The organism is Microvirga arvi (genome assembly GCF_016892765.1).
GTDB classification, from domain to species: domain Bacteria; phylum Pseudomonadota; class Alphaproteobacteria; order Rhizobiales; family Beijerinckiaceae; genus Microvirga; species Microvirga arvi.
Window position 1 is genome coordinate 1 of record NZ_JAFEMD010000046.1, and the last position, 21565, is coordinate 21565.

A 21565-nucleotide genomic window follows, 5' to 3' on the forward strand; every position below is an offset into this window, starting at 1 on the left:
ATCCTGGAATACACGCTCAAGGCTGCGCGGCAGGTCTAGTCCGTGAGAGGTCTGCTCGCAGTTCCATAATGCCTGTTACCGGTCATTCGCTGTGTGGCGCAAAGTTAAAATGTCCCGCCGTAGGAAATTAGGAATGTCACACTCCTCTGAACAACAGTGCATGGGAGTGTGACATGGGCTGAGTGGAGATGAGAGAACGGGAGCTTCTCGATTAAGGCCGTCTATTATTGATCCGGCTTGGGTACTCTTGAAATCTGCGGCGGAAGGATCCAGTTTGGCGGGATGAAACATGTCGACATGCGCAAGCTGCCAGCAGCCGCGCAAGAGGAGCGTCGCCGGCAGGTGATCGGCTTGCGGGAGAGCGGTCTGACTTATGATGCCATTGCCGCGCAGGTGGGCCTGACCCGGACAGGCGTCTTCGATATCTGCCGCCGCTTCGCCGAGCAGGGCCTGGCCGGATTGGCCAGTGGGCCGCGGGGCCCGGCCCCCGGCACGGGACGGTTTCTCGAGGCCGAGCAGGAAGCGCAGATCCGCGCTCTGATGAGCCGGCACCCGCCCGACGACCTCGGTCTTCCCTTCGCCCTGTGGAGCCGGGCGGCGGTGCGGATGCTGATCGAGCGGCATTGTGGGATCCGGCTGGCGGTGCGCACCATCGGCACCTATCTGGCGCGCTGGGGCTTCACGGCCCAGAAGCCGCTCCGACGGGCCTATGAGCAGTCGCCGAAGGCGGTGCGGCACTGGCTGCGGCAGGACTACCCGGCCATTGCAGCGCAAGCCAGAAGGGAGAAGGGCACGGTCTTCTGGGGTGACGAGACCGGCTTGCGCTCCGATGATGTGCGCGGCCGCAGCTTCGCCCCACGCGGCCGGACGCCTGTCGTGCGCCCCTGTCACAAGCGCGCGGGGCTGGGCCTGATCTCGGCTGTGACCAACAAGGGCGAGCTGCGCTGGATGGTGCTCAATGGCGCCATCAAGGCCCCGGGCCTGATCCGCTTTCTCGGGCGGCTCATCCAGGATGCCAGCGGCAAGGTGTTTCTGATCTGGGACAACCTGCCGGTCCATCGGGCCCGGGCGGTGCAGGACTGGTTGGCCGAGCGCACGGAGCAGATCGAGGTCTTCTACCTGCCATCTTATAGCCCTGAGTTGAACCCGGACGAGGGCCTGAACGCCGACCTGAAGCACGCCGTGACGCGCAAGCCGCCGGCCCGCAGCAAGCCCGAACTCAAGCGCGCCATCATCAGCCACATGCGCCGGCTCGCCAAGTTGCCCGACCGGATCCGCAGCTACTTCGGGCATCCATCTTTCCGTTATGCCGCGTAGTTCAAGATCACCCAAGCCGGATCAATAAGGCTGGCGGTGTATGGCCGGCGGCATCCGCGAGCAGTGTTATCACCATTGGTGCAACGAGTACGGTGGCTTGCGAGTGGATCGGATAAAACGGCTCAACGAGCTGGAGACGAAGAACGCTTACCTGCGCAAGGCCATCTCGGACCTGATACTCGATAAGGTCATCCTCCAAGACGTCATGCGGAGAAAGTAATAAGCCCTGCCTGCCGCCGAGACGCGGTCGATCGGGTCTGCCGGGCTGTGGGCGTATCGCAGCGCCAAGCCCGCATGCCATCAGCCCGCTCCGTTCCAACCAACGCCGTGTTCCCAAGATGCCAGATGACGAGGGGCAGTTGACGGCTGCCATCAGTGACTTGGCTCGTTAGTATGGCTGGTACGGCTACCGGAGGACCACCGCCCTCCTGCGGCAGGCCAGCATGACCACTGCCCGCCTCTGGGGCTCACTGCACTCTCGATTCAAATCGTGCTCCACATGAGGTATGGACTACGACCACGAAGGGGCAGCGATTCTAATGACTTTAGTTCAGCGTCTAGGTTTGCTCAGCAATCCATTTGAACATTACACCGCGGAAACCGAACCAAACATCACCGAATATGCGGTGCGACCTCCGTACCTCCAGGCGATAGCTGATCGCGCTAGTCCCGATTGTTGACGGCCTTGAACTTGGAGCCGTCGATGGCCACCACCGCACGGGTGAACAGGTTGAGCTGGCGGCACAGCACGACAAACTGCGCACACGCCGCGCGGATGGCCGGGCCATTGTCGCGGCGGAAGTCGGCGATGGTCTTGAAGTCGGGCATCAGCCGGCCAGTCAGCCAGATCAGCTCGAGGTTGCGCTGGGTCTCGCGTTCCAGCCTTCGGCTTGACTGAATGCGGTTGAGATAGCCGTAGATGTAGATTTTGAGCAGGGTGGCTGGATGATACGCTGGGCGGCCCGTCACCTCCGGCACGATGCCGGCAAAGCCCAGGGCCGCGAGGTCCAACTCGTCGATGAATGCCTCAACAATCCGAACGGGATTATCTTCGGTCACATAGTCATCCAGGCAGTCAGGAAGCAGGGTTGCCTGCCGACGGTCCTCACCCTCAACGAAACGCTTCATCGCGACCTCCGCCGATCACGATTAGCTTAGCAGATCAATGCGTTTCCACACAGGCTGGACCCTGAGCGGACCATCACATTTCGAACGGGTTACTCAGACACCCGATCCCCAGTCAGATGCTCACTCAGGAGCCACAGGCGATCGACAAAATCCGAATTGAAGCTTGTCACCGTGCCATACATGTTTCTTCCGATCTGTGGAGTGGATCGAACATTCATCGCGCTCACCGGGCGCCACCGCCCATCCAGCAGGTTCGTGTCCGCATCCCTGGCGAGACAATTCCCGCCGACCGGAATGGTTTGGTGATTTCGATTTGCGAACGGGGCTGTTGCGCCTGGCCTCAAGCGGCAGCAGTCGCCCTGACGCTCGTGTCAGGGAGCAAGCTGGCTGGCACCGGCCCCTAGACCGTCGTTGGCTCCATTTCGACCACACGTCCCGTCCGGCGGCCGGTTCCTGGATCCGAGGACCATGGAGCGATCGACTTCCTCGTTCGGCTGCGTTGAACAACGAAGAATACCCGGGGCATGCGCAACAGGACCTTTCCTTCATTCTGAGCCGGATATGCTTTCGTGAGCGCTGCTTGGTACCGGCTCAAGAACTCCGGTCTTTCCTCGTCAGTGAGGAGTTTCAGGTAACGCCGCAGCTCCGACCCCTCGAACCACTCGACGATGGCACCGGGGCCGGCGAGAGGATGAAGGTAAGTGGTTTCCCAAAGATCGAATGTACAGCCCGTCTGTTGCAGGCAGGCGTAGTACTCGTCGATCGTTCCGAAGCTCTCCTTGCCAACGGATGCAGCCGACAACTTCCCTGCCCAGGGGCCATCGCTTGCCACCTGTTCCATCAACCGATGGGATGGCTCGTCGACGGTGTTGGGAACCTGAACGGCAAGGCAACCGCCATCATGAAGAAACGAGACAAGGCGGGTCAAGATCCGCGGTCGGTCCGGCAGGCATTGCAGAACACCGCTCGCAAAGATCAGGTTGAAGCGCTCGTCCGGCCACCATGTTGTCAGGTCGGTTTCCTCGAAGGTCAGTCCTCCCAACCGTTCCCGCGCCTTGGACAGCATACCGGGAGAGTTGTCGAGGCCGGTGACAATGGCTTCCGGGAAGCGACCGAGGACGAGCTCGGTGCTGTTTCCCGGCCCGCATCCGATGTCGATGCATCGTCGTGCCTCGGTCAACGGCACACGCGCCATGAGATCAGCCGATGGGCGCGTGCGCTCAGCTTCGAACTTCAGGTATTGATCGGCGTCCCATTCAGACAACGGGATGTCCTCGTTCACTGTGCCGCTCCTTTTCGCTGCCTCGATCACCGAAGCAATCAGGGACCGAGGGCCTCCTCAGGACGACTGACGTGCGCCCACGGCGTGGTGTAATTGCTTCACCTCGGATTCATCCGGTCGGCAATGGACGGGGCCGTGACCCGCTGTCGATGGCCACGAACGTGAAGACCGCTTCGGTTACCTTGATCTGCTCGTCTCCGTCGCGAGAGCGACGCCAAGCCTCGACCCGGAACTTCATGGATGTCCGCCCTGTCGAGATCAGCTCGGCATAGACCGACACCTCGTCCCCGACGTGGACAGGGCTGTGAAAGGCCATGCCATCGACCGCAACGGTCACGCAGCGCCCGCGGGCACGGCGGGCGGCGGCGTTGCCGGCGGCCAAGTCCATCTGCGCCATCAGCCAGCCGCCGAAAATGTCGCCCGCCGGGTTGGTATTCGACGGCATTGCGATCGTGCGGATAACCGCCTCACGCAGATCCATCTTACCGGTTTCCATGGTTGCTCCCTCACGACAATACTGGCCAGACTTCCAAAGCCCCGTGGTAGATCATCTCGACGGCCACGTAGAGGATGACGGCCAGACCGACATAGGCGATCCAGTGATGCCTCTGAAGCAGGCGGGCGATGAAGCTGGCGGCAATCCCCATCAGGGCGATCGAAAGTCCTAGGCCGAAGACAAGGATGACCGGGTGGTCCTGCGCGGCGCCCGCCACGGCGAGCACGTTGTCGAGCGACATCGACACGTCAGCGACGACGATCTGCCAGGCCGCCTGGGCGAAGGTCTTGCGCGGGGCATGTTCGGCGATCAGCCCGTCCTGGTCGAGGTCGCGATCCTCCAGCGCCTCCTCGGCCTCAAGATCTTTCTCGGCGTGGCCCGCGCGCAGCTCGCGCCACATCTTCCAGCACACCCACAGCAAGAGAATGCCGCCGGCGAGCAGCAGGCCGACGATCTGGAGAAGCTGGGTGGTGAGAAGCGCGAACACGATGCGCAACACCGTGGCGGCGATGATGCCGATCAGGATCGCCTTGTTGCGCTGCTCCTTCGGCAGGCCCGCCGCCGCGAGACCGATCACGACGGCGTTGTCGCCGGCCAGCACCAGGTCGATCATGATCACCTGGAGGAAGGCCGACAGGGCCTCGGTGGCCAGAAGCTCACTCATTCCGGGGCCTCCCTGTCATCCGCTCAGCTCTCGTCAGGATACGTACTGGCACTTGGACGCTGCCGTCCGCGTATCCATGTTGCGACCCCGGTTGAGGTGGTCGTCGATCTCGGACGCGCATCCGAGCATCCGGGCATAAAGGAAGATTGTGAACGCGCTCGTCTCGAGAGCCTCCTTGGTTAGTCCACCGTCGCGGTAGGGCTGCCACAGCATCTTGAGGAGCAGGGCCGCGATCACGGCATCAATGTTTACGCAGTAGACGTTGCGAGACACCCCGGACTCGTACAGCGCCCTGACGAGTTCCTGGTAGTACTCATGGAAGACGTTGTACTCCTCGCGGCGCCCGAACAACTCGCGCACGAAGACCTCACGCGGGTCATGGTTCACGGGTTTGTCCTTGAACACCGGGTGGTTCACGCCGGGGATCTTTCGGATGTCCAGGCTGCCGGTTGTCTTCTTGTCCGCCTTATAGGTCGCGTACTCGGCCGCATATCGGCGGGCGAGGGCCGAGAGGTCGATGCCATGATCCGGATCCCCAGGATCGGCCAGATCGGCGTCCTGGAACTGCTCGATCAGGAAGGCGATGCCCTCGTAGCCGTTGCCGCCGTGGGCGTACCCGGAATGGGTCAGGAAGCCGACCAGCGCCTTGTTGAGCTGCACCCGCTCGGGCGTCTCGGGCCCGTCGGCCGAGACCGCCCCCTTGGCGCCCTGGGCCGAGATCGTGCCCGGCCCGTTCGAGAGCAGCAGGCCGACCAGGGTCTGGAAGGCAAACAGGCTGGCTGGAGCGGGCTCGGTGCCGACCAGGGCTGTGAACGCGATCTCGGTCAGGGACCGCGAGCCGACGATCTCCTCCTTGGGGATGCCACAGAATGAATCCTCTTGGTGCTGGCCGGCATCGGCCGACGCGCCGATCAGTACCCCAAAGAGACGAAGCCACCAGGGCAAGGTCTCCACCGTCAGCAATGAGATGCGCTTGCGCATCAGGGGCTCCCACGCCAGTGTCGCCGCCGCCGCGGCCAGGACGGCATCGGCGGTCGGGTGGCCATTGAGAGTACGCAGGTAGCGCACGAACACCGACTTCACGCCCCGGGTCTGCAATCCGTGCAACAGGGCTTCCGCCCTCGCGTCAGGCTGATCGGACACGAACAGGCTTGCGGTGCTATCGAACTGCACCAGGCCCAGGTCGAACTCCTCATCAACGGCGTTCCGTAGCCCAGCGGCGGTAAAGCCTTCCACAAGTGCCCGCACGGCCTGGCCTGCCTGCTGCGCATACCGTGGACCCAGGATGCTGCACGCCGCAGCAAGAACCGTGTTGGGCGCATTGCCTCCCTCGCGCGCCGCCTGGGCAGCCGCCAGGGCCGGCGTACCGAACAGGTTGATCTCCGCCCCGACGGCGGCATTGATCAGCCGCCGGTCGTTCTCGCTGCCCGGTCCCCGCAGCAGCGACAGACAGATGTTCGACTCCACCGGGAACTGCGCCGCATCCAGCATGGATGTGCCATGCAGGGATGTGATCTGGGTTTTGGCATCCATTTGCGAGGCACCCGACGCATCCTTCATGGCCTGGCGCGGAAACACCGCCCCGATTTGCCGGTTCAGATGCTCTATCTGCCTGTCGTATGGGTTGGCGGCATCGACAACCGGCAGGTCGAGTTCGGGCGGAAGCACGATGCCCTGGCTCGAGCCGAACCAGGGCTTGAGCGCAAGGCTGCCTTCGGGCTCGAAGTCGGGACGGGCCGCATTGGCCTGCATCACGGCGGTGAGGGCCTGCGGGATATGGGCGATGTTCGTCACCACCGCACCCCGGGGCGAGAAGACCGGGTTTTCCGGCGTGAAGATGTCGTCGACACCGAACTTGGCCATGAACCATTGTTCCTTGGCCTCGGCGTCGTCATGGCCGCCCGCCATGGCGCCGGCATGACCGACCGCACGGGTGAGCTTCGACTTCCAGCGCCCGACCACGCAGGCGACCACGGGTTTGGTGAAGGTGGCATCGAGCTCGTAGTAGCCGCCCGGCTCGGCATAGAGGACGGCCGCCTTGGTGCGGGCGTCATTGGCGAGCGCGAAGGCGAACTCGGGGGCGGCGTAATGGATGTACACGTCCTTGCCGCTCGAGATCAGCGTGGTCGTGCCCCAGCCGGCCATGCGGAGGTAGGTGGCGATCGTGGTGGTGAAGTTGCCGGAGTTCGAGAAGATCGCGATCGATCCCTTGCGCAGGGCCTCGGCCGGACTGTCTCCGCCGAGAGCCCCGCCGATACGGACCTGGTTCCAGGAGTCTGCAACGCCCAAGCTGTTGCCGCCGAAGATGTCGATTCCGTTCTGCTGGCCCAGGGCGCGGATCTCGCGCGAGTCGTGCACCGACAGTTTCTCGGTGACGATGAAGATCTTCTTGAGCTCGGGATTGACCCGGATCAGCTCGGCGACACCATCCCGGGCGCCGGAAGGCGGCAGGTAGATCACACCGCAGTTGAAGCGGTGCCCCGCCTCGAGACCCTCTCGGACATTGTTGTAGACCGGGACATTGCCAACCGGCGTTTCCAGGACCTGGCCACTGCGGCCTGGCGAGGTGCCGAACACCACGTTGCCGCCAGAGTAGGCGTGCCCGACCGGAGTGACGTCGCTCGACTCGCCGCCCAGGATGTTGAGCACGCACACCCGATCATCCCGCGTCGCGATCCGGTCGAGCGAGCTGATGCCCACGTAGTATTTGAAGTTGCCGACGCCCTGCTTGAACATTGTGGTTCCTCCGATCCTTCAATCAGCCTCTGCTGAACTTCTCCCTGGGATGGTCCGGCTCAGGCGGCTGCCGCCACTGGAATGCCGAGCCTTGCCGCGACCTCATCGCGGCCGCCGGCCTTCATCCAGGCGTCCACCGCGCGGGCGTAGGTGACGACCTCGCTCATGTCGGAGTCGAAGCCGAAGAGGCGATACGGCAGGCCGAGAGCCTCGACGGTGTCGCGCAGGGCACCCATGCCGCGCACCAGGTTGGGGCCGCCGCGGCCGGCCACGACGTAGAGCGGCGAGGGTCCATGCTTGCCGAAGTGCTCCCGCAGGGCATCGGCCATCGCCCGGAAGGTCTCGAAGATGTCGGTGTTGTTCGACTTGCCGCCGATGATGAACAGGACGTTCGACTGCTTGAGCCAATGCTTGAAGCAGATCTGAGCCACCTTCTTCATCTTCTCGTACGGAGGGTTGCCCCCGAAGTCAGACGAGATGATCGCGTCGTCGCCCAGCATCTGGGTGACGAGGGAGTTGGCGCCGCCACCGAAGGTGGGCGCCAGGATGGTGCCCTGCGGGTTGATGACGTAGACGTCACTCTGGCCCTGGTAGGTGCGAAGCTGATTGATCTCCAGCTCGAAGTCCGAATAGTCGACGGCGAACAGGTGGTTGGGCAGGTTGAGCCGCTCCCAGCGTGGGTCGTCACGGTCGAAGCCGCACTTGAAGTCACACGCCACCGGGGTCAGGCGCCCGTTCCGGTCCGGCCGCATGCGGATCGGGTTGAGCTCAAGGGTGGTCATGCCGAAGTTGTGGTAGAGCTCCCACAGCTTGGGCAACTGCTGGACGAGGGGTGAGATGATCTGCTTGGGCGCATTCAGCTCCGACAGGGCATTGGCGACCACGAAGGCCTTGAGGCCGGTCAGCGCATCGAAAGGTATCTGGGCCACGAGGCTCTTGTCGACCTCCTCGATGTCCATGCCACCATGGTGCGTCAGGGTCATGGTCGGGGCCCTGAAGCGGGTCGAGTCGGCGATCGAGAAGTAGACCTCGTGCTCGGCCGGCACTGCGCCCTCGAACGTCACGCCATTGGCCTTGGCCGCGGTCGGGCCGACCCGATGCTCGACGAAGTAGAGTCGCTCCTTCTCCTTCAGTGCCGTCTTCAGGTCGGAGGCCCGACCGAGGAGGCCGGCCTTGCCCTTCTTGCCGACGCCGCCCTTGAACACCGGCTTGATGAACACGCTGCCATGGCGGTCGATGAGCGCCCGGATCTCCTCCTCGCTGGCGTCGGGTCCGAGTATCTCCGACGTCGGGAAACCGGCGAACTGAAGCAACTTGGCTCCATGAAGCATACCCGTGATCTGCATGGTGAACCTCCATAATTACGGTGTTGACGCAGTTACCAAGTGGCCGTGATCTCAGTCCTCGACGAAGACCTCGTCCCGCCCTTTGCGGATTGACGGCTGCAAGGCGATCAGGAGGACGACTGCGGCCACGATGAGCAGGCCGGCACTCACCGGGTGATCAATGAACGTCGTGAGCTCGCCCCGCGAGATGATCAGCGCGCGCCTGAAGTTCTCCTCCATCAGCCTGCCAAGCACGAAACCGAGCAGGAGCGGCGCTGGCTCGAACCCCAGCTTGATCAGCGCGTAGCCGACCAGGCCGAAGAAGGCGATGAACATCACGTCGGTCGGCAGAGAGTTGATCGAGTAGATGCCGATGCAGCAGAACATCAGGATCGCCGGGAACAGCATGCGATATGGCACCTTCAGCAGGCGGACCCAGAGACCCACCAGCGGCAGGTTGATCACCAGCAGCATCAGGTTGCCCACCCACATGGAGGCAATCATACCCCAGAACAGGGTCGGGTTCTTGGTCATCACCTGCGGGCCTGGGATGATGCCGTGGATGGTCATGGCACCGACCATCAGGGCCATCACCGCATTCGGCGGAATGCCCAGCGTCAGCAACGGGATGAAGGAGGTCTGCGCGCCGGCATTGTTGGCACTCTCAGGGCCGGCCACGCCCTCGATGGCGCCCCGGCCGAAGCGGCGCGGATCCTTGGCAATCTTCTTCTCGAGCGTGTAGGCCGCAAACGGCCCGAGCACCGCGCCATTGCCGGGCAGGATGCCGAGGATCGACCCGATCAGGGTGCCGCGGATGACGGGCTTATAAGCCTGCCGGAAATCGTCCTTGTTCGGCAGAAGCCGGCCGATGGCCTGGCGCACCACGTCGCGTGTCTCGGTATGGTCGAGGTTGCGCAGGATTTCGGCAATGCCGAAAATACCCATGGCGAGCACCGCGAAGTCGATGCCGTCGGACAGGAACGGCAGGCCGAAGGTCATGCGCTCCTCGCCGGTCTCAAGATCGGTGCCGACAGTGGAGAGCAACACGCCCACCAGGATCATCGCCACCGCCTTGAGGATCGAGCCGTGGGCGAGCACCACCGCGAAAACCAAGCCCATGACCATGAGCGAGAAATACTCGGTCGGGCCGAACAGGAGCGCCAAGCCGGTGAGGGGCTTGCCGAGCGCCGCGATCACGAGGGTCGCCACCGTGCCGGCGAAGAACGAACCGATCGCCGCGATGCCGAGCGCCACGCCGGCGCGGCCCTGGCGGGCCATCTGGTGGCCGTCGAGAGCGGTCACCACGGAGGTGGCCTCGCCCGGGATGTTGACCAAGATCGCCGTGGTCGAGCCGCCGTACTGGGCGCCATAGTAGATGCCGGCGAGCATGATGAGCGCGCCGGTGGGATCGAGCCCGAAGGTGATTGGCAGCAGCATGGCGATGGTGGCGATGGGTCCGACGCCCGGGAGCACGCCGATCAGCGTCCCCACGAGGCAGCCCAGGAAGGCAAGGCCGAGATTCTGGAGCGAGAGCGCGACACCGAAGCCGAGTCCGAGGTTGGAGAAGAAATCACCCATCAGATCCTCCCTGAGTGATCGGCGACATCAACCGACTTGGCGTGATGGCGAGGGGAAAGAACGAACACGAACGCTCCGCCCCCGGCCAAGACGGCTGCCGTGAGGCGCAGGATCTGCTTCTGCGACCAGGACGCCGGGAAGAGATCGGCGAACGCTTGCGGAAAGATCGGAATCGGCAGGTTGAGCAGGTCGCCGAACAGCACCATGCAGAACGGCGTCAGCAGGAGCGCGAGGATCAGGAGGTCGCGCAGTCGCGCCTCGGAGGTCGCATAGCCCCCGATGATGATCGCCATCGGCCCGGCGATGGCCAGTCCAAGCCCTGGGGTTGAGACCGCGCCAACGGAGAAAGGCCGGATGGTGACGGCAAACGCGACGATCGCCAGGAGCACGAGGGTGGGTCCACGCAGACTCCAGCGATCGAGGCCCTGGCCATCCGAAGCGAAGCTCGACCCAACAAGCACAAGGCCGCAAAGACCAACCCCGACCGCGAGCCAATCCGGCAATAGTGCGGGGCCCATCGCCCGCAATGTGCCTTGGTCGAGATCGCGCGTCAGCCAGAGTGCCAAGGCCGCGAGTGCAACGAGCGTCAATCCGGCAACAAGACTCTGCGGCGAACGAATGGGTCCTGTATGCGCTGGATCCAGGCCTCCTGGGATAGCTTCAGACATGTTTTCCTCCCTGGCGCATCACGTGATGCGCTAATGTCCGTCAGTTTATTTGAGCGCCTGCATGCGCAGGTCTTGTGTACGGCAACCCACACGGAGCCTGACGGCGGCCTAAGGGGTACTCTCCGTGCCTGTCGGCTTTCGATCCGATCGTTTCGCGGGCGGTCGGATTGTCGAACCGCCTCGGGAGACCGTCAGTGAGCCGATCCCGGTCTTCCGTTCTTGCTCGCGATCCCCGCCCAGCGGCTTCGGTCAAAAGCGCTGGGCGGAGTTGTTCTCAGGCCGTCGGTCAGTCGACGGAGATCGATGCCTTTTTGACGATCTCGGCCCAGCGCGCGGATTCCGCCTTCATCATCGCGGTGAACTCCTCAGGGCTGTTGCCGATCGGTTCCGCAGCCTCAGCCTCAAGCCGCTCCCGCACGACCCCGGTCGTGATGGTCTCGACCGTTGCCTTCCGGATCTTGTCGGCAATGTCCTTCGGCGTGCCCTTCGGAACGACGAACCCGTACCAGGCGGTGGCCTCGTAGGCCGGCCATCCGCTTTGCGCCACGGAGGGCACCTCCGGGAACTTCTTAGCCCTTGTCTTGGACGTGACCGCAAGAACCTGAACGTCTCCACTCTGGATAAGGCCAAGGATGGACGGCACGGTGGTCACCATGAAATCCATGCGGCCGCCGAGGAGGTCGTTCACGGCCGGCCCGGCGCCGCGGTACGGTACGTGGGTGGCCTGGAATTTCGCCTCCTGCGCGAGCAGGACGGTAGCTAGATGGCTTGCCGAACCGTTGCCCGCCGAACCGTAGGTCAGCTTGCCCGGGTTCTTCTGGGCATGGTCGATCAGTTCCTTGAGCAACTTGTGCGGCGAGTTCTTAGGCACCACCACGACCAGCGGCGCCGCCGTGATGAGTGTGAGGGGATCGAAGGCGGTCAGGGGATCGATCTTGACGTTCTTGAACAGGTGGGGGTTGACCACCATTGGTCCCTGGTTGGCCATTAGGACGGTGTAGCCGTCGGGCTCGGCCTTCGCCGCCTGCTGGGTCGCAACGTTGCCCCCGGCGGAGCCGTTGTTCTCCACAATGAGGCTCTGTCCGAGCTTCTCGCCGACGCCTTGCGCCACGAGGCGGGCGATCGCGTCAGTTCCGCCGCCGGCGGCATACGGGACCACGAGCTTCATCGGCCGGGTCGGAAAGCTGTCCTGCGCGATCGCGCCGCTAAAGGGTGCCGCAGTCGTCGTCGAGGCCAGAAGTGCGCAACAGAGCAGTCGGCGTGTGATGGTCTTGGGCATGGTCTCCTCCGTGTTGTATCCCTTCCAGAGGCGCAGCGACAGCGCTTGCCGGGACGATGACGTTGCCCTCGAAGATTCTGCGGGCGGTGCGGACAAGACTTGCCCGCGAGACATGGCCTGAAGCGTTGAAGCTCAGGTCGATCTCAGTTCGACCGCTTGGGTGCTCGAGGTTCACCAATGACGTGAGGCTGGGAGTGGCGAGGTCGTGCGCGACGCTGCCGGGCAGGCGGCAGGCGGCCGCGATGCACAGGGCGCCCGTGACGGCGTGGCCCTTGTGGCAGCGTTGCGCGTTCATGAAGTAGCGTGAGGTGATCGTCCCGCCGTGGCGTGCACCGGACAGGATCGCGAGCTTCGGAACGACGCTGCCCGACACGTCGCCGAGGCCCATACGGTGTCCCGACTCCAGCCGGACGGCCTCAAGGCGATCCAGGAGGTCCAGGTTGGCTTCGAGTTCATCGGGCGTTTCATCACCGGAGAGGCCGAGGTCGGAGGCCCGAAGCAGCACCATCGGCATGGCGTAGTCGACGAGCGTGACCGGCGTGTTCTCGATGAATTCGCGAACGTGGCCGGTGGGCAGGAACGCGCCGGTCTTGGAGCCGAGTGCATCAAGGAAGGTCAGCTTGACCGGGGCTGCCGTGCCGGGCACGCCATCGATCGCGGTCTCGCCCTCGTATTCCACGATGCCGGCCGGGGTTTGGACTACGGCCTCGATTGTGGTCGAGGTGTTGCGGTTGAAGATCCGGACGGTGGTCTCGCCGATCTCGGCCGGAACAAGTCCCGCCTCGATGGCAAAGGGGCCCACGGCGGACAGCATGTTGCCGCAGTTCGGGCTGAAATCCACGAAGGCCCGGTCGGTCGCAACCTGGGCAAAGAGGTAATCGACGTCAGCGTCGGGCTGAGACGATGGACCGACGATCGCGACCTTGCTGGTCATCGGGTTGCCGCCGCCGATGCCGTTCACCTGGAGCACGTGAGGGGAACCCATGGCCGCGATCAGGAAACGCTCAAGCTCTTTCACGTCACTGGGAAGATCATCCTCAAGGAAGAAGGGGCCTCGCGAAGTCCCGCCTCGCATGAGCACGCACGGGACCCGCAAGGAGTTCTTGTTCGAGGTGGTGAGCATGGTGTGCACGGCGGCAAATCCATCGTTTGTATTGCCCACGGACCATCTCAAATCTTGAAACTACTTTGAAATGCAAAGATCGGTGCTATTAATCCGATATGAGCATCAATTTCGAATCGCTCGACCTGCGTGCCTTTGTTGCGGTCGTGGACCTCGAGGGGTTTCATCGCGCAGCCGAGGCGTTGAACCTGTCGCAGCCGGCGCTCAGCCGTCGCATCCAGAGACTGGAGGCCGCGGTCGGAGCGGCGCTGCTGGAGCGCACTACCCGCCGCGTGGCGCTGACGACAGTCGGCCGGGAGTTCCTGCCGCTCGTGCGGCGCATGCTCGACGAGTTCGACTCGTCGCTGTTCGCGATGCGGGATGTCGGCAGACAACGGAGAGGCTTGATCTCGCTGGCCTGCGTGCCGACAGCGGCCTTCTACTTCCTGCCATCCGTCATCGCACGGTTCAACGAGCAGTACCCCAATATCCGCTTCAGGATCCTTGACCTGTCCGCGAACGACGGTCTCGAGAGCGTGGCGCGGGGCGAGGTCGAGTTCGGCATCAATCTTCTTGGGGCATCGGATCCGGAGCTGTCGTTCGAGCCGTTGATCGAGGACCCTTTCGTCCTCGCATGCCGGCGGGACCACCCACTGGCCCAACGGGACGCTGTCGCGTGGTCGGATCTCGAGGGCCAGCCGCTTGTGGCCGTGAGCCGGACCAGTGGCAACCGCATCATGCTGGATGCCGCGCTCGTGCGAGCCGGGGTGAGCCTAAGTTGGTCCTATGAGGTGACGCACCTGTCGACCTCCCTGGGTCTCGTGGAGGCTGGGCTCGGCATCTCTGTCTTGCCGAAGCTCGCAACACCACAGGTCGATCATCCTATCATCGTCACGCGACCGATCGGGAACCCGGAAGTGTCACGCACGATCGGCGTGGTGCGTAGGCGCGGCGGTCGCCTGGCGCCCGCGGCGGAGCGCTTTCTTGAGATGCTCCTTGGCACGTGGAAGGAGGCGACCTAGAGCAGGGGACAAATCGTATGGCTCTTTCGGCCCATTGCAGTCGGATGGTCTGTGAGGATCGCGCATATTTCCGCCAAGCAGAACATTCCAACAGGGTTGGCCACTGATCAGGCACGTGTCGGCGTGACGTGACTCATGTCTACGATGGTTCCTCGCTGTGCGGGTCCTCCCAAACGTGTAGGGCCAACTCTGGATCGTAGGGAGTCCATCATCTTTCTACGATCCGGAAGGGCCGCTTATGGCACGAGGCCGAAGTAGACCAAAGGTCCGCTTGAGCTAGGAACACCGGACGCTCTGGAGGGCCGGCGAACCGTACTTCCTGACCCGTTCCTGACCTTCCGTGATTTTAATCCGGCCAGCTCATGCTCGTAGCCCCAGTAGTTTAATCCTTCACCAGCCGCTGGCGCGCGCGACGGCCTCTGCCAGCTTCTGCTTGAGGCCCCTGACTTCCTCAAACCAGCTGGTCACGTCGCCCATGACGACGGCAATACTCTGCACTTGTCCCTGAGCGACACGGTGGTGAATTCTAGCGAGATCCGCTGTCCATCCCGCCGCAGACCCGGTACCGACAGGAGGTCGCCCTCGCCGTAATAGCTTTCGCCTGTCGCCATGACCTGGCAGAATCCTTTCCAGGGGCGGGCACGCAGACGCTCGGGAACGATGAGATCGAGCGACTGATCGAGTGCCCCGTCGGCGCGATGGCCGAAGATCCGCTCGGCACCCGGGTTCCACACCCGGATGATCCCATCGCGGTCCGTCGCAACCACAGCGTCAGCGGCGGCGGCTAGGATCGCATCTGCAACCAATCGGTTCCGATCCATACATAAGCCCTCGTGCTTCGAAGCTGGCTATGCCGCGAGACAGGGCACATGCGTCAGTCCAACTTGTCGGGCTTCATCGAACAATCCTTCATCCTCTGGGACACTACATTGTCGACTGTGCGATGATGGTTCGTATCGACTCCGTGACCAGGCGATGGTCCTCAAGTTGAGGAAGACCGCTCACGACGACCGCGCCAACACATCCTGTGTCCTTGACGAATATTGGGAAGCCACCTCCGGCTGCCGCATAGTCCTGCTCGGAAAGCCCGTAACGCTGCAAGAACGGACGCCCCTTTACCTCTGCTTCGACGGACATGAAGAGGGAGCTGTGGTGGAAGCGTTGTACGACCGCTCGCTTCCGGCGAATCCACTCCGCATTGTCTGGTGTTGCCCCAGGCAATGCTGCGAAGAACAATTGCTGACCATTCCTGGAAATCTCGATCGCGATCGGAAGGGAGCCGGCCTTCGCACGCTGATAGATGTGGCTGCCCAGTGTCCATGCAACGTCGGCGCTGAAAGACGGAAACTGCAACTCCTGTTCCTCTGCCAGGAGCGCATCAAGACTAACGCTGTTGTTCATCATAGGTCTCCAAGCGGCTGATGCGGATCGTACCCGCACCCGAATTCGATCACCTGATCAGGATGGCGCGGAAATCGTTGACATTGGTCAACGTAGATCTGGGCATGACAAGTTGGTCCAGCCTTAAAAAGTACGCGTAGGCATCATTGTTCGCCAGGAACGCGGAGGAGACCAGAGTCGGGACCGCGGAGAGTCGCTGCCATGGTCGAATTGATGAAGTCCGGGGCCAATGCATGCTTATTGATATGTTTACCCAATCGTGAAAGCTAAAACAATATATTGGACCCACGACAATTCCGCAATGTATCCACTGGCGGCAGTCCACATGGATGCGGAGACCAGAATGCTGCTGCAACCTAACCACCTGATGCTGGCCAGCTTTCTGCCGATGGGCGATCGCAGCGAGGCCACACCAAACGGAGAGCTTGAGGTCCGGTTGGTCCGCACGATCACTCACATTGTCAACCGGTTGCGGACTGCGCCGCGGGTCCGCGCGGTGGCGGCGGCCACAAGCCATTGAGGCGAAGGAACACTGCCATGAACATTCAAATTCAATCGCATCTAACTGCCGCCAAACGACACCTCCCGTTCGAATGTATCGCATTGGTGTTGCAGGGTGGCGGTGCGCTCGGGGCCTATCAGGCCGGCGTCTACGAAGCTCTTGCGGAGGCCGATATCAATCCCGACTGGGTTGCCGGCGTCTCGATTGGTGCCATCAACTCTGCAATCATCGCAGGAAACGAGCCGACCGAGCGTGTGGCCAAGCTGCGCACATTCTGGCAGGAGATCTCTGCCAACCCGCTGCTCGACTGGTCCAGTACCCTCCATACCATCACCTCCAAAGGTGACCTCGCGCGCGCCCTCTTCAACCAGGTGAGCGCGACGTGCGCTCTCTTCAGTGGGGCCGCGAGCTTTTTCACTCCCCGGCTGCCAGCTCCCTGGCTGCACCCGGACGGTGCCCTCGAGGCGACGAGCTTCTACGAGACCAAACACCTGAAAAGCACGTTGGAACGGGTTGTCGACTTCGACCGGATCAATGCGGGCGTGATGCGCTTCAGCGTCGGCGCTGTGAACGTGCGCACCGGCAATTTCGTCTACTTCGATAACACGACGCACACGATCCGGCCTGAGCATGTGATGGCGAGTGGATCGCTGCCGCCCGGCTTCCCAGCGGTGGAGATCGATGGCGAATACTATTGGGACGGTGGGCTCATCTCGAATACACCGCTCGACTGGGTGGTCGATGCGGGCCGCCGGCAGGATACGCTTGCATTCCAGGTCGATCTGTGGAGCGCCCACGGCGAACTGCCTCGCAACTTGGCCGAGGTCGCGACGCGGCACAAGGAAATCCAGTATTCCAGCCGGACGCGGGCCAGCACGGACCAGTTCGAGCGCGTGCAGCATCTGCGCAATGCACTCGCAAGCCTCCTGTCTAATCTGCCGGACGATCTGCGAACGAGCGAGGAGGTGAAGCTACTCAGCCCGGAGGCGGACCGCAAAGCGTACAACATCATCCAGCTGATTTACCGGTCGAAACACTACGAAGGCCACTCAAAGGACTACGAGTTTTCCCGGTTATCGATGGAGGAGCACTGGCGCGCTGGTTATCACGATGCGGTGCGCACGCTACGCCATCCCGAGGTGTTACAACGCCCCGAGAGTCAGGAGGGGGTCCGCACATTCGATCTCGTTAAGGACGGGCGGGAGTAGCGCACAACGAAACTATCAGGCGCAGGGAACATCCTGCGCTGAAAGTCTCAGGAGCAACTGAGCTCCGCACCACCCTATGTGGTCTGCGAGTCGGCTTGCCGCGCTCGTGACCCGCTCAATCGACAACAAAAGAGTTTAACTATGCACGAAGACATTGTTCGGACCAGGGCATTCGCCATGCCCATGACCAGTCCGGCCTACCCGATCGGACCCTATCGCTTTCGCAATCGGGAGTATCTGATCATCACCTACCGGACCGACCCAAAGAAGCTCCGGCAACTCGTCCCGGAACCGCTCCAGATCGACGAGCCGCTGGTGAAGTTCGAGTTCATCCGCATGCCGGACTCGAACGGCTTCGGCGATTACACCGAGAGCGGACAGGTCATTCCCGTCTCGTTCCGCGGCCGCAAAGGTAGCTACACCCATTGCATGTTTCTCAACGACCATTCGCCCATTGCCGGGGGGCGTGAGCTGTGGGGTTTTCCCAAAAAGCTTGCGAATCCCACCCTGCGCACTGAGGTCGATGCCCTGGTCGGCACGCTCGACTACGGACCGGTTCACGTCGCGACCGCTACGATGGGCTACAAGCACCAGGCTGCCGATCTCGGAAGCGTCATGGCCTCGCTTCGCGAGCCCAACTTCCTGCTCAAGATCATCCCGCATGTCGACGGCACCACACGCATCTGCGAGCTCGTCGAGTATGACCTGGAGGACATCGACTTGAAAGAGGCCTGGACCGGTCCGGCATCCCTGAACCTGTGGTCGCATGCCTTGGCGCCGGTCGCGGAACTGCCGATCCTGGAGGTGGTCTCGGCAACCCACATCGTGGCCGACCTGACGCTCGGGCTTGGCAAGGTCGCGCATGACTATCTGGCGCCATCCGAGCCGTCTCACTGGAGGCAGAGACGCTACGAACCTGCGGAATGAAGCATCCCCAGTGTGCCTGCCACAGGCTGCGCCCACTTCTTGATCAGTCCAAGACGAAAAGAAGCAGAACCATGGCCGGAGGCGATAAGCGGCATCGTGGACCAGGGCAGGCCGATCCCCAGTGCAGCCATCATCACCCTTGGCTCGCATGCGATGCGGAATGGCAAGCATGCACCCCGGAACCGAGACGGAAGGCGAAGAGGGTGCGCTGATGGGCCAAAAAGCCCTCGGCGTACTCAGGAGAGCACTATGAGCACAATCAAACAACAACGGATCCTCATTGCCGACGACAACCCGGTCATGCGGGAGACACTCGCGCAGTGGCTGCGCGTCCAAGCCCATGAAGTCATTACGGCGGATACGGGCGAGAGGGCCTTTCTGGCCTTGCGCGACTGGAGCCACCCCATCGGCTGGCTCTACACACGTGCCGTGCTGCCCGGCCTGGTCGACGGCTGGATTCTCGCTGACCAGTACCATGAGGTGCATGAGAACAGGGCCGTGATCCTGGCTGGCGCGGAGCAGCGAATGTCGCCACGCGGCGATCTTGTCTTGAAACAGCCGACCGTGGTTGCGGTATTCAACGCCATTCATCAGGCCCTTGCGGCGGCGGAGGCGGCGACTTTCACACCGGACGCGGCCGAGGCAAGCCGGGCGGCCTGAGAAGCCGTGTCGCTAGCGCCGGTCCAAGACCGAGATTGCATTGACGTGATGGCTCACAAAGGTGGCCAACGCATTCAGGAGGCATGGCATGACAGGCAACGCAGTGTCTTTTGTCCTGGGGGCTGTTGCCCCGCTCGCATTGGTTGGGTGGGTGTTGCTCTTCCACTGACAACGCCCTGAAAGGGCTTGGCATGATGCCGAAGCTGAAATGTCGCTCCGTAATCAGGGCCTGCGAGACATGCGGAGTGAACGCATACGAGCATTGGTCGAGCGCCGGTTCGTACAAGGTGCCACACTCGATGGGTTGAGGATCGTAGGGAGACTCCTACCCAAGACGAGTGCTTAAGACTGAACGATTGAATACAGCAACAAGGAGGCTTCAATGACGTATTGCTCCAAATCCGCCGTTGTCACCGGCTCGACCAGCGGGATCGGGTTGGCCATTGCCCGGGCGCTCGCCAAGGAGGGCGCAAATGTATTGATCAACGGCTTCGGCGAGCCACACGACATCGAGAAGGAACGGGCGGGCCTCGAGGCCGAGTTTGGGATCAAGGTAGTCTACTCGCCCGCCGATATGTCTAAGCCCGACCAGGTTGCTGGCATGATGCACCAGGCGCAGGAGGTGTTTGGGGCCGTGGACATTCTCGTCAACAATGCCGGCATCCAGTTCGTCTCGCCGGTGGAGGATTTCCCGGTCGAGAAATGGGACCAGATCATCGCCATCAATCTCTCGTCCGCCTTCCATGCGATCCGCGCCGCGGTGCCGGACATGAAGGCGCGCAAATGGGGCCGCATCATCAACACGGCCTCGGCCCATTCCCTTGTAGCCTCGCCGTTCAAGTCGGCCTACGTGGCGGCCAAGCACGGCATCGTCGGGCTGACGAAGACAGTGGCGCTGGAAGTGGCAACCGACGGCATCACCGTCAACTGCATCAGCCCCGGCTATGTCTGGACGCCGCTTGTCGAGAAGCAGATCCCCGACACCATGAAGGCACGTGGGCTGACCAAGGAGCAGGTCATCAATGATGTCCTGCTCAAGGCACAGCCGACGAAGCAGTTCGTGACGGTCGATCAGGTGGCGGCGCTCGCCGCCTTCCTGTGCTCTGACGCAGCGAGCCAGATAACGGGCACTAATCTGTCCATGGATGGCGGCTGGACGGCGGAGTGACGCGTCGAGCTAGGAAACCGAATGGGGTGTCCCGCTGCCTCGCAGGGCTGCAGGCAGATTGAACAGAATTTCCTGCCTGAGGCCACAACCCGCAACACTGAGGAGCCATGATCCAGGCCTGAATGGGAACGCTCCGCCGGCGAACCTTGACGTATCTTTGGTTTTCCGGATGGATCACGTGCCCCCGTGTCGCTTTCCTTTGGCATCATGCCGATCCGGCCGGACGATCTCCAGGAAGTTGATCACGGCTGGATCGTCAGCGTCCCGGCGGAACACAACGTCGGTCCCGACCTGTATTGTGTTGCCAGAGATGGACCTGTAGACGACGTGCTCGCCGATGCTGACCGAGCTGACCGACGAGGGAACGATGGCCACTCCCAATCCGGCGCCGACAAGGCTCACGAGAGAAAACCCGCTGCGCACTTCATAGGCGACATGCGGCATGAACCCGACCACCATCTGGATCAACGAGCGGTCCTGTTCAATGTCCGATCCGACGTAGACAATGAACGGTTCATCCGCGAGCGCCTCTCGCGGAATCCGGCTCCGCTTCGCAAGGGGATGGTCAGCTGGAAGAGCCACCCTCAGCGGCCATTCTGCCAAGCGGATCGCATCCAGTTCTGGCGGCAGCTTCCCGGTAGGGCTGTCAACAAAGCTGGCTATGAACCCAATATGGATACGACCTTCCAGGAGCTGTGCGATCTGCGTGCTCGGATGGAGTTCGTGGAGCCCGAGTTCGACGTCGGGAACCCGTCGCTTGTACTGCCGCAGGACTCCTGACAGTACCCCGGAGTAAGAGGTGTCTGCGGAGTAGCCGATTTCGATGCGACCAATCTCGCCGCGCCCGGCCCGGCGGGCCACGACGGCGGCATGCTGCGCCTGTTCAAGGGTGCGGCGGGCCTCCTTGAGGAACAGGCGGCCTGCCTCTGTCAGGGTCACCACCCGGTTGGTCCGGCTGAGGAGCTGGACACCCAGCGTGTCCTCCAAGGCCTTGATCTGGATGCTCAGGGCCGGCTGCGCGATGTGAACCCGCTCCGCAGCCCGGCCAAAATGCAGTTCCTCGGCGGTCGCGACGAAGTACCGGAGCTGACGCAGATCCATT

Annotated in this window: 19 protein-coding genes and 1 pseudogene; 7 read left to right on the forward strand and 13 right to left on the reverse strand. The window is 62.6% G+C overall.

Going from position 1 to position 21565, the window contains the following annotated elements; all coding sequences use genetic code 11:
• Positions 1-282: 282 nt before the first annotated feature.
• Positions 283-1317, forward strand: a complete 1035-nt coding sequence (locus tag ILT44_RS22300; RefSeq protein ID WP_204241813.1) for an IS630 family transposase — start codon at positions 283-285, stop codon at positions 1315-1317.
• Positions 1318-1983: 666 nt separating this feature from the next.
• Here the strand turns inward: ILT44_RS22300 and ILT44_RS22305 are convergent.
• The 10 genes and pseudogenes from ILT44_RS22305 to ILT44_RS22350 form a co-directional block, all read right to left on the reverse strand.
• Positions 1984-2445, reverse strand: a pseudogene (locus ILT44_RS22305) (transposase); the annotation flags it as partial.
• Between the two features lie 400 nt (positions 2446-2845).
• Positions 2846-3709 (reverse strand): trans-aconitate 2-methyltransferase, encoded by an 864-nt coding sequence (gene tam / locus ILT44_RS22310; protein ID WP_239468448.1) that lies wholly within the window; start codon positions 3707-3709, stop codon positions 2846-2848.
• Between the two features lie 127 nt (positions 3710-3836).
• Positions 3837-4223: an acyl-CoA thioesterase gene (locus ILT44_RS22315; protein WP_204241815.1), complete on the reverse strand. Its 387-nt coding sequence runs from the start codon at positions 4221-4223 to the stop codon at positions 3837-3839.
• A 10-nt stretch (positions 4224-4233) separates the two neighbouring features.
• The gene (locus ILT44_RS22320) at positions 4234-4887 is read right to left on the reverse strand and encodes a TerC family protein (protein WP_204241816.1); all 654 of its coding nucleotides are present in this window, start codon (positions 4885-4887) and stop codon (positions 4234-4236) included.
• A 33-nt stretch (positions 4888-4920) separates the two neighbouring features.
• On the reverse strand, positions 4921-7623 hold the full coding sequence (locus ILT44_RS22325; RefSeq protein ID WP_204241817.1) for a hypothetical protein: 2703 nt from the start codon (positions 7621-7623) through the stop codon (positions 4921-4923).
• 59 nt (positions 7624-7682) lie between these two features.
• Positions 7683-8969, reverse strand: coding sequence for an ATP citrate lyase citrate-binding domain-containing protein (locus ILT44_RS22330; RefSeq protein ID WP_204241818.1), 1287 nt, complete (start codon positions 8967-8969; stop codon positions 7683-7685).
• 51 nt (positions 8970-9020) lie between these two features.
• Positions 9021-10526 (reverse strand): tripartite tricarboxylate transporter permease, encoded by a 1506-nt coding sequence (locus ILT44_RS22335; RefSeq protein ID WP_204241819.1) that lies wholly within the window; start codon positions 10524-10526, stop codon positions 9021-9023.
• Positions 10526-11194: a tripartite tricarboxylate transporter TctB family protein gene (locus ILT44_RS22340; RefSeq protein WP_204241820.1), complete on the reverse strand. Its 669-nt coding sequence runs from the start codon at positions 11192-11194 to the stop codon at positions 10526-10528. Before ILT44_RS22340 ends, ILT44_RS22335 begins: the two co-directional genes overlap by 1 nt.
• A 286-nt stretch (positions 11195-11480) precedes the next feature.
• Positions 11481-12473, reverse strand: coding sequence for a Bug family tripartite tricarboxylate transporter substrate binding protein (locus tag ILT44_RS22345; protein ID WP_204241821.1), 993 nt, complete (start codon positions 12471-12473; stop codon positions 11481-11483).
• Complete coding sequence (locus tag ILT44_RS22350; RefSeq protein ID WP_239468449.1) at positions 12400-13596, reverse strand: 4-oxalomesaconate tautomerase; 1197 nt, start codon at positions 13594-13596, stop codon at positions 12400-12402. Before ILT44_RS22350 ends, ILT44_RS22345 begins: the two co-directional genes overlap by 74 nt.
• Positions 13597-13694: 98 nt before the next feature.
• On the opposite strand from ILT44_RS22350, the gene ILT44_RS22355 reads away from it, so the two are divergent.
• Entirely contained in the window at positions 13695-14597 is a 903-nt protein-coding gene (locus ILT44_RS22355) for a LysR family transcriptional regulator (protein WP_239468447.1), read from the forward strand.
• 464 nt (positions 14598-15061) lie between these two features.
• On the opposite strand, the gene ILT44_RS22360 is transcribed toward ILT44_RS22355, so the two are convergent.
• Both ILT44_RS22360 and ILT44_RS22365 read right to left on the reverse strand, forming a co-directional pair.
• On the reverse strand, positions 15062-15418 hold the full coding sequence (locus ILT44_RS22360; RefSeq protein ID WP_204241823.1) for a PAS domain S-box protein: 357 nt from the start codon (positions 15416-15418) through the stop codon (positions 15062-15064).
• Between the two features lie 103 nt (positions 15419-15521).
• Positions 15522-15998 carry a heme-degrading domain-containing protein gene (locus tag ILT44_RS22365; RefSeq protein WP_204241824.1) on the reverse strand — a complete coding sequence of 159 codons (477 nt, stop codon included), beginning with the start codon at positions 15996-15998 and terminating at the stop codon, positions 15522-15524.
• Between the two features lie 343 nt (positions 15999-16341).
• Here ILT44_RS22365 and ILT44_RS22370 point away from each other — a divergent pair, with 343 nt between their 5' ends.
• From ILT44_RS22370 to ILT44_RS22390, 5 genes are all read left to right on the forward strand, one after another.
• The gene (locus tag ILT44_RS22370; protein WP_204241825.1) at positions 16342-16518 is read left to right on the forward strand and encodes a hypothetical protein; all 177 of its coding nucleotides are present in this window, start codon (positions 16342-16344) and stop codon (positions 16516-16518) included.
• Positions 16519-16535: 17 nt separating this feature from the next.
• Positions 16536-17708: a patatin-like phospholipase family protein gene (locus ILT44_RS22375; protein WP_204241826.1), complete on the forward strand. Its 1173-nt coding sequence runs from the start codon at positions 16536-16538 to the stop codon at positions 17706-17708.
• A 141-nt stretch (positions 17709-17849) separates the two neighbouring features.
• Positions 17850-18635, forward strand: coding sequence for an acetoacetate decarboxylase (locus tag ILT44_RS22380; protein ID WP_204241827.1), 786 nt, complete (start codon positions 17850-17852; stop codon positions 18633-18635).
• Positions 18636-18884: 249 nt separating this feature from the next.
• Positions 18885-19295: a DNA-binding transcriptional response regulator gene (locus tag ILT44_RS22385; protein WP_204241828.1), complete on the forward strand. Its 411-nt coding sequence runs from the start codon at positions 18885-18887 to the stop codon at positions 19293-19295.
• 382 nt (positions 19296-19677) lie between these two features.
• Complete coding sequence (locus ILT44_RS22390; protein WP_204241829.1) at positions 19678-20463, forward strand: 3-hydroxybutyrate dehydrogenase; 786 nt, start codon at positions 19678-19680, stop codon at positions 20461-20463.
• Positions 20464-20637: 174 nt separating this feature from the next.
• Here the strand turns inward: ILT44_RS22390 and ILT44_RS22395 are convergent, their stop codons facing one another.
• On the reverse strand, positions 20638-21564 hold the full coding sequence (locus ILT44_RS22395) for a LysR substrate-binding domain-containing protein (protein ID WP_204241830.1): 927 nt from the start codon (positions 21562-21564) through the stop codon (positions 20638-20640).
• Between the last annotated feature and the right edge of the window lies 1 nt (position 21565).